Below are 11,909 nucleotides of genomic sequence, written 5' to 3'. Positions count from 1 at the left end.
AAGGTTGATTGGTCAGAGGGTTATTAACATCGAGCATTTCACCTAGCGTAATTTGAGCGTTACCAATATTACCTAAGCTACTGCGCGAACGAATGGGCGATGCTAAAGCGATCTCATCGACTCGATCAATCACTTGCTCAAAATTGATAGCGCCAGCTTGCGTGGGATAAAGCGTAAAGCGATCCCCTTCTTTGAAGGTGCCACCATTAAACGATAACTGAAAACCATCGATCGAAACGCGACTAGGGAAAACATTCGACAGGGTCGATTTATAAACGGTTTCGTCTGTGGATTGATTCACCACAATAAAGTCGGCATCGGTCGGCCCTTCAAATCTCAACTCATAATTATCCGTGGTGAGCTGGGATGTATCTTGAATAAAAATCGATACCGATTGATCGTAAGGTGGTGTGTTTAATGAGTTTGCAAGAACACGCTCCGCTGCAACGGCTGGGTCATTAATATCGGCGAAAAACAAACCGCCTAAATTGTTCTCTAGATCCATGCCCACGGCATGCTGATCGTTCATCGAATCCGCTAATGTCATGGCAATACGACCAATGGCATTAATGGATGTGGTCAGCTCTCCATCGCGAAACGCTAATAAGCCACCGACGGAGCCACCAGTAACATTATCGGTGATGTTTTGCTGTAGCCCATCTTTGACGATGGCGAGATCTAATAAGCGTCCATCAGCAGGATTACGAATGGTCTGTAGCTGAGACGCAGAATTGCCTAATACGAGCGGGTCGCCTTTTCCGAGATACACATTTACTGTTCCGTTGTTCGGGTTTTCAACAACAGAAAGTTGAACGTATTCAGATAGTTCACGCAATAGCTCGTCGCGTTCATCAAGCAATTGATTCGGCTTTTGACCTTCACCTGTAGAACTACTAGCGAGTGCGATAGCTGCATTCGTTTCAGCAAGCCCCTGCGCCAGCGCATTGATCGACGAAACATCCGCTTCAAGATTCTGATTGATATTCGCAACTACGCCTTCAAGGCGCGCCGCCAATGTTTGAAAGCGCGACACTAAGCCTTCAGCTTGCGTGAGCAATAATTGACGCTGAGGTACAGAAGTTGGGTCTTCAGCCGCGCCTTGCAAAGATTCAAAGAAACGGCTCAGCGATGGCGTTAAGCCTGTTGCCTCGCTCGCTAAAAGATTATCGATAACAGAAGCTTGATCAAGAATCGCCTCACGTTCGTTATAAATACTGGTATCAAAACGCTGCTGCGCCAAAACAAAGTCCGATGTAATACGACGAATCGCATCAACACTTGCGCCCTGCCCAACATAACCTGCAGCCGTTAGCTCCCCTGGTTTATCAACAAAGATCGCTTCTTGGCGGCTATATCCAGGCGTATTAATGTTCGCAACGTTATTACCTGTGACAGACAGGCCAACCTGATGCGTTTTTAAGCCACTAATACCTATGTTAATTAAATCAGCCACGTCTAGTTACCACCCTTTACTGATTGAAAGATGGCATCCATGTCTGACAAACGATTCTGAACAATATTTCCAATTTTGTTCGCGTACTCTGGATCAGTCGCATAACCAGATTGCTGCAATGCTTGCGCAAAGGCGATCGGCTGTTCTTTCATAGAAAGCGCTTCTTCATAACGCGGATTGCCTTCTAAGAACTTGGCATAATCAGCAAAGCTTTCTTCATAAGATTGATAGGTTCTAAAGCTATCACGCTGCTTTAAGGCGACTCCCTGATGAAACTCAGTGGTAAGAATATTGGTACTGTCACCTTGCCAACCATTATTGGCCTTAATGCCAAATAGGTTGAAACTTGGAGCTCCATCTTCACGCAATATTGGTTTGTTTCCCCAACCAGTTTCAAGCGCTGACTGAGCCAACATGAGTTTGGCTGAGATGCCAGTTTGGGCTTCGATTTTTTGAGCAATCGGAGCAAGCGATGCAATAAAATCATTTGGACTATTAAATACAGTCTTTTTAAGCTCGCTAGTTCCTGACGTTAACAATGAAGCATTCTCTTCATTGCTCGCATCATTCGCTTGCTTAGCACTCAATTGATCAACTTGTTGCATTGCTTCAACGAGCTTCGCAGGCTCTAATCGAGGGAAGCCTTTACGCTCATAATCGCTCAAGGACATCTTCTTGTTCGCGATACTGAGGTCGCTCGGTACTAAGCCCTTACTTTCTAATATCTGGCGCTCGATAACTTCAGCGAGGCCAATACCGCCGCCGTTTTTCCCCGCCAATGACACAGAAATCTGGGAGTCGAACATTTCTTGATAGAATTCGCTCTCATTACTAGAAAGAATATTGCCTTCTGAAAAGCCCTTATTCGCCTCTCGCATTGATTTGAGCATCATTGAAATAAACAAGGACTCAAACTGCTCGGCAACTGCTTTGATACCCTCTCGTGTATCTTTAGTTGAGGCAGACTTTAGCCCCTGCAGCGCAGATAAATCGTTGTAGTTGGAGACGTCTGGCGTTTGGATCATTAGATCACCACCAAATCCGCTTTCAGTGCGCCAGCTTGTTTGAGCGCTTCTAGCACCGCCATGATATCGCCAGGTGCTGCTCCTACACGGTTAACAGCTTGTACAATCTCACTAAGCGTGGTCGCAGGACCAAACTCAAACATGCGGCCTTTTTCTTGTTCAGCACTGACATCTGAACGCGGCACAACGACTGTTTGGCCGTCCGAAAATGGATTAGGTTGGCTGACTTCAGCTTGCTCGTTGATCGTCACCGTCAAACTGCCATGGGTTACAGCGGCAGGAAGTACTTTTACATTTTGCCCAACAACGATGGTTCCAGTTCGCGAATTAATAATGACTTTTGCGGCAGCCTCACCTGGCTCAACATTCAGATTTTCTAGCATTGCGAGATACGACACGCGCTGCGCTGAGTCCCTCGGAGCACGCACACGAATTGATGTGCCGTCTTGCGCATAGGCTGTGTCCGGACCAAGCATATCGTTGATTTGCTGCGAGACGTTCATGGCCGTTGTAAAGTCAGGCTGATGCAAATTAAATGTGATCGTATCGCCTTGGCTAAACGGACTCGCAATACCGCGCTCTACCGTCGCACCATTTGGTATACGCCCCACACTTGGAACATTCACCGTAATCGATGAACCATCGCTACCATCTGCACCAAAACCACCAACGACCAAACTGCCCTGCGACATGGCATAAATTCGACCATCGGCACCTTTAAGCGGTGTCATTAGCAAAGACCCGCCACGTAGGCTCTTCGAATCACCGAGGCTTGATACCGTGACATCAATGCGTTGGCCAGGTTTGGCGAACGCGGGCAAATCCGCATGCACAGCAACCGCTGCAATATTCTTCGCTTTTGGATCAACACCAGGTGGAATCGTGATACCAAATTGATTCATCAAATTACGGAATGTTTGGCTCGTAAATGGGGTTTTATCACCCGTGCCATCTAAACCAACAACGAGACCATAACCGATCAATTGGTTGCTTCGGACACCTTCAATACTTGCCATATCTTTCAATCTATCTGCGTGCGCAGGCGATAGTAACCACACACTTACTAGCACGATACATAATAAATTTATTAGAAAAGATAATTGTCTCAGCATCATTAACGCTCCCTACTACAGAGGCCACCATTCGCTGTTAAAGAATCGCGTCAACCAACCTTGTCGATTCACTTGATCAAACTCACCCGTGCCACCATATGCGATTCGGGCATTCGCAATTTTTGAAGACGGAACCGTGTTATCAATACCGATATCTTGAGGTCGAATCAGACCAGTTAAACGGATGTACTCATCCCCTTGATTCAAACTCAACCATTTCTCACCTTGCACGCGAAGTAATCCGTTAGGAAACACCTCAGCAACAGTGACTGAAATAGCACCCGCAAGACTATTGCTTTGCCCAGATTCAGCTGAGCCCTCAAATTCGCGTTCAAACGATGGATCGGTTGCTAAGCTCATACCCTTAAAGCTGATGGTATTGCCGAGAATATTCGCTTCGTTAAAGTCGACTTCATCGCTTTTGTCATAAGTCGTGTCTGCGCTTTTACTCGCTCGCGTGGACTCTTGCAGGTTCACGGTCAAGATGTCACCGACATTGATCGCAACTTGATCGCCATAGACACTAAACTGGCGATGAGATTGAAAAATACTACCGGTCACAGGTTCACCCATGCGCAAGCTTTGCGCAGGGATCGGCGCATATCTGGGATCATCCGGAACAGGGTGCTCTCGCGTAATCGCAGCACAACCAACGCTCGCCAAAATGGCAAGCGTATTAGCAAGTTTCAATGCAGCTTTGATTACGTTCAACATAGACAAAAACTCAACAACAGCATTACACGTTCTGCGAGATAAACTGCAGCATTTGATCTGCAGTCGAAACGACTTTTGAGTTCATTTCGTAGGCGCGCTGCGTGGTAATCATGTTCACCAACTCAGTCACAACATCTACGTTTGAGGTTTCCAACATGCCTTGGCTCACCGTGCCAATTCCATCTAAGCCAGGCGTGCCAACAATTGGATTGCCACTAGCTTCGGTTTCGCGGAACAAGTTATTACCAATGGCTTTTAAACCTTGCGGGTTAATAAAATCTGCAAGATCAATTTGCCCAAGGTTCTGCAAAGCTGGGTCACCCGCAACAGTGCCTGTAATCACGCCATCTTCGCCAATCGTAATTTCGTTCATTCCTTCTGGAATAGTAATGGCTGGCTCTAAGGCGTGGCCGTTAGCGGTCACAACTTGCCCATCTGAATTAATCTGAAATCTACCATCGCGCGTGTATGCGGTAGACCCGTCAGGTAAGGCAATCTGAAACATGCCTCGACCAGAGATCGCCATATCTAGAGGACGCTCCGTTACCTGCATTGAGCCTTGACTAAATTCTTTAACCGTTCCAACAACACGAACACCCGTACCAAGCTGCAGGCCTGATGGGAGCTGAGAATCCTGTGAGCTAAGCGCACCTGGATCTCTCTTAATTTGATATAGAAGATCTTGAAAAACTGCGTCATCACGTTTGTAACCAACGGTGCCGACATTGGCCAAGTTATTCGAAATGGTCGATAACTTGGTATCTTGTGCACTCAGGCCCGTTTGACTGACATATAAAGCGGGATGCATGACTCTCTCCTATCTAGAACAACCCAAGCGAGGGGTTGACCTGAAATCGGGCAGCAAAATCATGCCGCCCACAACGTTAAATTGACTTATTTAGGAAAATTGCAACAAGCGTGCCGAAGCTTCACTATTTTGATCAGCTTGACTCATTAATTTGACTTGCAGCTCGTATTGACGCGAAAGCGTAAGAATTTCGGTTAACGCAGATACGGCATTCACATTCGAACCTTCAAGAAAACCAGATTCAACGTGAATGGTTTCATCTAAAGGAGGCTCAATACCATCTTTGACGTACATTAAACCGTCACCACGTTTTTCCATATTGGCAGGATCTGGATTCACCAAGCGAATACGATCAATCTGTACAACTGCAGCCTCACCACCTAGCGGGATAACGGAGATAGCTCCATCCACTCCAATCTCAACTCCAGCCGATGGAGGAACAACAATTGGCCCACCCTCACCCAGAACTTCTAGACCCGAACCTGTGCGCAAGAAACCGTTTACATCAATCTGCAAATCACCCGCGCGCGTAAAGGCTTGCTCGCCATCAGGAGACTGAACAGCAATCCAGCCCTCACCCTTTAAAGCGATATCTAGCGCATTGCCTGTTTCCTGCAGCGGACCTTGCTCAAAGCGCGTCGCTGGACGCTCTGTCATTGAATATGCACGACTTGGAAAATGCTCACCATACACAGACATCGCGCGCGCCTGCGCAAAATCTTCTTTAAACCCCGTGGTATTCACATTCGCCAAATTGTTGGAATGTGCGCGTTGCGCATACATATTTTGCTTTGCGCCACTCATCGCAATATATAAAGCTTTATCCACTTGAGTGTCCTTTTTTCGTCAGATATTTACTATTAAGAGGTATAAAGCAATTTATCTGCCAAGGACTAAACGCAAAAAAGGAAAACACAGAAGTGCTTCCCTTTTTTATCGCCTTCAACCAGAAGGCGGCGAATATCAAAAAAGAAAATTAGATATTCAGAATAGTCTGCTGAATCGTATCAGCGGTCTCGATAGTCTTTGAGTTAGCCTGATAATTACGCTGAGCAACGATCAAGTTCACCAGCTCTTGCGACAAATCAACATTCGATGACTCTGTCGCAGAAGAAGTTAATAAGCCTAATGATGCAGTCCCCGGCGCACCAACAACAGCATCACCAGAAGCAAATGTTTCTACCCAAACACTGTCACCAACCGGCGCCAAACCCTCTTTGTCTCGGAAGTTTGCCAAAGCTACTTGACCAAGAACCTGAGTCTCACCATTTGAGAAACGCGACAAAATAACACCTGAACTGTCTACATCTAGACCAACCAGTCGACCGGTTGTATACCCATTTTGCCCTAAGTCATTCACAGCAAACGGGCTGCCGAATTGCGTCAGTGTAGCGATATCGATTTCAAAGTTTGAACTGGTTGGAGGGAATTCTACCGGCAAGGTTCCGCCGTCTACCAAATTGATCGGTAATGCTGCGCCATTTGGATCACCATTTTCATCACGAGGCACCCAGTTAGAAATCAACACATCATCGGTCAAAGTCTGATTAAGCGAACCATCGCCATTGAAGACAACGTTGAATGTTGCGCGAGACGCCTGATCGCCAATTAAAGGGTCACCCACATCGAAGCCATCAATTTGAACATGCATCTGCCAAGTGCTCTGCTCTTGTGCCACGTTAGATGGCTGAGGCTGCTTCACAAAATACAAGTTCAAGATATGCGAGTTACCAAGACTATCGAAGATTTCTGTTGACGTTGCATGGTTATAAGTACCTGCATCTGTTGGATCAAAGCCATTATTGACAAATGGCTGACCAACGGTTGAACCAACGAGTGTGCCGGTACCAGAACTAAAGGAGAAGTTGTCATCCAAGGTAAAGTCGACAACACCACCAACCGTTGCCGCGACAGTACCGCCAACTGCTAAAGCAAGTGCACCAGGAGAAGAGCCTTCAATGTTGTATGCGTCACCTGCTGCACCCGCAACACCGAAGCGCAAATCTTCACCCTGATCTTGAATAATTTCTAGGTCACCTGCGCCATTGATAACAGCAGTAGTACCGACTAATGCAGACGAGTTAATTTGCTGACCAATGTCCGCCAATTGCTCGGCATTGGTTTGGGTTGCAGCTGAAGATGGCTGAAACGTCACTCCATTGACAGTAATCGTCATTGAATCAGAAGTGTTAGCCCAGCTCGCCACTGGTACCGTCACAGTTGTTCTTGCCGTTGCATTTACACCATCAACCGCACTGAAACGATCAGCGACAGCTCGCGCACTTTCGTTAGCGACAGTGGTTACGTTCTCTGTTGTAGTCGGCGTAGCAGGGTTACCGTCATCATAGGTGATTGTAACGGTCTGAGCTGAGTAGTTGTTGTTGGCACCAGCTTGCGCAATACCAACTTCCGTACCATCAGCAACTACAGTTGTACCTGAAACCGCTAAAACTGATTCAGAAGAATCGAGGTTCAACAAAGTATTAACAGAGGTTGTTTGACGTGGCGCCAAGTCATTTGTTTCTACTTCCAGATCACCAAGCACACCAGACACATTGCCTTCGTCATCAGCCTGAAAACCTTGAACTTGCATTCCAGTATTATTAACAAGGAAGCCTTCTCGGTTCACACCAAATTGCCCTGCACGCGTATATTTCACTTCATCGTTATCATTGACGATGAAGTAACCGTTACCGGTAATCGCCATATCAAGGCCGTTATCAGTGAACTCAACATTACCTTGGCTGTGGATCTGACGAATAGCCTGCACCTGCACACCATCACCAACGTCGGTTACCCCACCGCCAAAAAAGCTATTTGAATAGGCATCACCAAATTCAGCACGTGAACGCTTGAAACCAACCGTACTTGCATTCGCAATATTATTACCAGTGACCTCGAGGTCTGTTGCGGATACTTTTAATCCACTGAGTGCTACATTGAATGTCATATTGAACCTCTACTGATTAATTAATTAATTTCGCGCACGTTCTCTAACGGAACGCCACCTAAGCCAGCCAAGTTAAGTGTCACTTCGCCGCTTTGAGCGATTGATACACTATTCACTTGCGAAGCAAACAAGGTATCGACCTGCTCAGCGCCCGCGCTTGTTTTTATTTCTGCTTTTATTGTGTATTTGTCTGCAGGCATCTGATCACCCTGCTCATTCAAACCATCCCATTCAAACGGCACTGAACCGGCAAATTGTTGCCCAAGGTCAACACGCCGCACGAGCTCACCTGAACCATTCAAAATAGAGATAGAAAGATTGCTAGTTCCAGACGGAATGTCTGCAATGCCGCTAATCGTTCCACTTGCCGAAAGTGGAGCCTCAGCGCCTGGCACCAACACAGAGCGCCCAACCATGGCAGACGCTTGCAATGCTTGTGTAGACTGGAACTTATTGGTGAAGTTATTCACCGTGTTGTTAATTTGTTGCATTTCTTCTAGCGCACTAAATTCAGCTAGCTGCGAGATAAAGGCACCGTTATCTTGAGGCTCAAGAGGGTTTTGATTCTCGAGCTGAGCGATCATCAGATCCAAAAACTCGTTTTTACCCAAGTCACCTTTCTTTGCCGCTTCGCCGTTATTTTCTAAGCGATACTGCGCTAGAGGATCAGCAACACCGGAGGTATTAATACTTGTCATCGTCTATCTCGCCTATTGGCCTAAAGTTAAAATTCGTTGCATCATGGTTTTGGCTGCCTCCATGACATCGACATTTGTTTGAAAACTGCGCGAGGCGGACATCATGTCAGCCATTTCCTCTACAACATTCACATTGGGATATATGACGTAGCCCTGCTCATCCGCCAAAGGGTGATCCGGCTGATAACGCATATCCAACGCTGCATCACTCTCGACAATACCTTTAATCTGAACACCTTGAGAACCCGCATCTGTCATACTCGGCATTGCACCTGTCATAGCGCTTTCTTGAATCGCTGCAAATACAGGCTTTCGCGCTCGATACACTTCGCCAGTACTGCTCGCTGCACTATCTGCATTCGCGATGTTACTAGCGGTTGTATTTAAACGTACCGACTGTGCCGACATGCCAGAACCGGCAATATTAAAAATGGAATTTAAAGACATGCTTATTCACCCTTTATTGCTTTGCTTAGGGATTTAAACTTTCCATTCAAGAACTGAAAGCTCGCCTGATAGTCGAGAACATTCTTGGTAAATTCAGCAAGCTCTTGCTGCGTATCTACTGTGTTCCCGTCTACGGATGGCTGAGTTGGCGTTCGGTAAAGAACTTCCGCTCCGGATTGACCTTGGTTCGGAGCAATGTGACCGCCTTGCGTAGCGCTCATCGCTAACTGCCCATCAAGCATGCTTTGCTGTTCAGCCATCGCCGCTTTGAAGTCAATGTCGCGCGCTTTGAATCCGGGCGTATCTGCATTTGCTAAGTTGTTTGCCATCAACTCAGCACGCTGCACTCGAAGCTCTACAGCTTGCGGGTGAACACCTAATGCATTTTGAAATGAAATCGCCATTTAACTCATCCTAGTTAATCTAAGAGGTTAAAAAGCAAGAGAAGTGCCAATTATTTTTTCTTATTTTTCAATAACTTATAAATTGCCGCTTTTATTGCCCGCGGCAAGGCTTATCCGTCATGCGACGCGAGCGTTATTGGCCAGTCCAAAAAGAAAAACTATCCTCTAAAACGGGGTCTACAATACGCTTTGCGTCTCCTTCAGGCGTTCCTATATATAAAAAGCCGACGAGACTTTCGTGCTCAGAAATTCCTAAACCACGCTTCACAACAGAGTCGACTGCCATATCGCCCGTTCGCCACATCCCTCCAAACCCTTCTGCTTGTAAAGCCAAAAGGATGTAGGACAACCCGGCAGCAACACATTGCTCCTGTTCAAAATAAGGCACTTTGGGATGATCGATATTCTTCGAAACGGCCACTAAAATCATCGGTGCGCGAAACGGCATTTTTTTACACTTTTCGATCTTCGCTTCACCACAATCTGGATTGGCCGCAACTGCAGCCTGCGCAAATAGCTCACCTAGCTTGGTTCGCGCATCACTTTCCACAATCAAATATCGCCCTGGGCGAAGTACCTTGTGGTCAGGCGCACGTAGTGCACTTTTCAAAATACCTTTTAATTGTTCACCTTCAGGTGCAGGTGAAACTAATCGTGGAAAAGACACGCGCTGATGCAAGAAGTTTAGGATGCTGTTTTCATAGCTCATGATGAATCGCTTTACACAGAGAACATTTGTTAATAAAAAAAGGAGGTGCTAACCTAAGCCACCAAAATTAAGGCTAGGCAAGACTCAAGCAGCAATAATACAGAATAAGCGCGCTTGCCTAAATAGATTGCGAAGAAAGGAAATACCCAGTTTTACGAACACCTCTTTTATTCGTTTGGGCAGTAAACTATGGCAAGTGAACCAAGTATAATTAATTATGATGCGCCGCCGTCAGTCATGCCGGCCTATAATGGGCGCGTACTTGCTTACCTAACGTCTACTCTCACCTTTATTACGGGCATTTTATTAGGTCATTTTGATAAGAACCTAATTTGGTTTGTGCCTTTCGCCATGCTTTGGCCCCACCTTTTATATTTCTTCGTACGTCATTTCAAACTTGCTGATAATCCAACCGCTCGTGAAGTAACCTTACTTATAGACGGTGTTATTGTTGGGTGTACGATTGTTCTCATCGAATTCAGCCTCACTGCTTCTTTATTCTCGATCATTATGGGTGCGTTTAGCTTCATTGTTGTAGGAGGTATGAAGCTATTAGTACTCGGCTGCATCACGGCATCTATATCATTAGGATTAAGCGGCTTAATTTTCGGATTTAACTTCAATATAAATGAGCCGGTATTGGTGACTCTTGTGGCTGGTATTGGGGCAGGTGTCTATGTTGCTGTTACCGCATATTACACACACCAACAAGCGAAGGCCTTGGTAAAAGCGAAGTCACAGATTCAGCATCAACGAGAACAGTCGATCTCACTATCGCATAAGCTTGCGAAGTATCTTTCACCACAAGTATGGCAATCTATCTTTACCGGTGAACGTGACGTTCGTCTTGAAACACAACGTAAGAAATTAACGATCTTCTTCTCAGACATTAAGGGCTTTACCGAACTTGCTGAGGAAATGGAGCCAGAGAGCCTCACTGAGCTTCTGAATAACTACTTTAATGAGATGTCTCAAATCGCATTAAAGTATGGCGGCACTATTGATAAGTTTGTCGGCGATTCGATCATGATCTTCTTTGGCGACCCGACAAGCCGCGGACCAAAAGAAGATACGCTTGCCTGTGTAGCCATGGCGATCGAGATGCGTAAGCACATGAAGATTCTCCGCCAAAAATGGCAAAGCCAAGGGATCAAAACACCTCTACAAATTCGTATCGGCATCAGTACTGGATACAGCACGGTAGGTAACTTCGGCGCCGAGAATCGCATGGATTATACGATCATCGGAAAAGAGGTAAATCTTGCGTCTCGTCTTGAGAGCTTAGCGGAGCCTGGAGAAATACTGATCTCTTACGAGACCTTCTCGTTAGTCAAAGATAAGGTAATGTGTAGAGATAAAGGCGAGATCACTGTAAAAGGATTCTCTCGCCCTGTGCCAATTTATCAGATCGTCGATTTCCGCAGAGATATTGGCGCTGGCCAGAGTTTTATCGAACATGAAACAGGCGGCTTTGCGCTGTACTTAGACACCGAAAAAGTCACAACTGAAGAGAAAGACTTAGTTGTTCGGGCCCTTGAGCGCGCCGCGGAAAAACTCAAGGACCGCGATTAAATCAAATAGTTCTCTTT

General features: G+C 46.2%; 12 protein-coding genes. 1 reads left to right on the top strand and 11 read right to left on the bottom strand.

Annotated features, from left to right (window positions below):
• The 11 genes from flgK to A3739_RS04055 form a co-directional block, all read right to left on the bottom strand.
• The coding region (gene flgK / locus A3739_RS04105; protein ID WP_068500411.1) for a flagellar hook-associated protein FlgK at positions 1-1,453 on the bottom strand (1,453 nt) is incomplete at its 3' end.
• A gap of 2 nt (positions 1,454-1,455) precedes the next feature.
• A complete protein-coding gene (gene flgJ / locus A3739_RS04100; RefSeq protein ID WP_068476529.1) occupies positions 1,456-2,478 on the bottom strand; it encodes a flagellar assembly peptidoglycan hydrolase FlgJ in 1,023 nt (340 codons plus the stop codon).
• Complete coding sequence (locus A3739_RS04095) at positions 2,478-3,590, bottom strand: flagellar basal body P-ring protein FlgI (protein WP_068476649.1); 1,113 nt, start codon at positions 3,588-3,590, stop codon at positions 2,478-2,480. Before A3739_RS04095 ends, flgJ begins: the two co-directional genes overlap by 1 nt.
• 15 nt (positions 3,591-3,605) lie before the next feature.
• On the bottom strand, positions 3,606-4,304 hold the full coding sequence (flgH, locus tag A3739_RS04090) for a flagellar basal body L-ring protein FlgH (RefSeq protein ID WP_068476531.1): 699 nt from the start codon (positions 4,302-4,304) through the stop codon (positions 3,606-3,608).
• Positions 4,305-4,326: 22 nt separating this feature from the next.
• Complete coding sequence (gene flgG / locus A3739_RS04085; RefSeq protein WP_068476533.1) at positions 4,327-5,112, bottom strand: flagellar basal-body rod protein FlgG; 786 nt, start codon at positions 5,110-5,112, stop codon at positions 4,327-4,329.
• Positions 5,113-5,202: 90 nt separating this feature from the next.
• Positions 5,203-5,940, bottom strand: a complete 738-nt coding sequence (gene flgF, locus A3739_RS04080; RefSeq protein ID WP_068476536.1) for a flagellar basal-body rod protein FlgF — start codon at positions 5,938-5,940, stop codon at positions 5,203-5,205.
• Between the two features lie 148 nt (positions 5,941-6,088).
• On the bottom strand, positions 6,089-8,062 hold the full coding sequence (locus A3739_RS04075) for a flagellar hook protein FlgE (protein WP_068476537.1): 1,974 nt from the start codon (positions 8,060-8,062) through the stop codon (positions 6,089-6,091).
• Positions 8,063-8,082: 20 nt separating this feature from the next.
• Positions 8,083-8,760 (bottom strand): flagellar hook assembly protein FlgD, encoded by a 678-nt coding sequence (locus tag A3739_RS04070; protein WP_068476539.1) that lies wholly within the window; start codon positions 8,758-8,760, stop codon positions 8,083-8,085.
• 12 nt (positions 8,761-8,772) lie between these two features.
• Positions 8,773-9,207, bottom strand: a complete 435-nt coding sequence (gene flgC, locus A3739_RS04065) for a flagellar basal body rod protein FlgC (protein ID WP_068476541.1) — start codon at positions 9,205-9,207, stop codon at positions 8,773-8,775.
• 2 nt (positions 9,208-9,209) lie between these two features.
• Positions 9,210-9,611, bottom strand: coding sequence for a flagellar basal body rod protein FlgB (gene flgB, locus A3739_RS04060; RefSeq protein WP_068476543.1), 402 nt, complete (start codon positions 9,609-9,611; stop codon positions 9,210-9,212).
• Between the two features lie 133 nt (positions 9,612-9,744).
• Entirely contained in the window at positions 9,745-10,320 is a 576-nt protein-coding gene (locus A3739_RS04055) for a nitroreductase family protein (protein ID WP_068476545.1), read from the bottom strand.
• Between the two features lie 189 nt (positions 10,321-10,509).
• On the opposite strand from A3739_RS04055, the gene A3739_RS04050 reads away from it, so the two are divergent.
• Positions 10,510-11,892 (top strand): adenylate/guanylate cyclase domain-containing protein, encoded by a 1,383-nt coding sequence (locus tag A3739_RS04050; RefSeq protein ID WP_068476546.1) that lies wholly within the window; start codon positions 10,510-10,512, stop codon positions 11,890-11,892.
• The last annotated feature ends 17 nt before the right edge of the window (positions 11,893-11,909 follow it).

Source organism: Oleiphilus sp. HI0067, from assembly GCF_001635735.1.
Note: the sequence above shows the minus strand (reverse complement) of the source record. Positions and strands in the feature narration are given on the sequence as shown.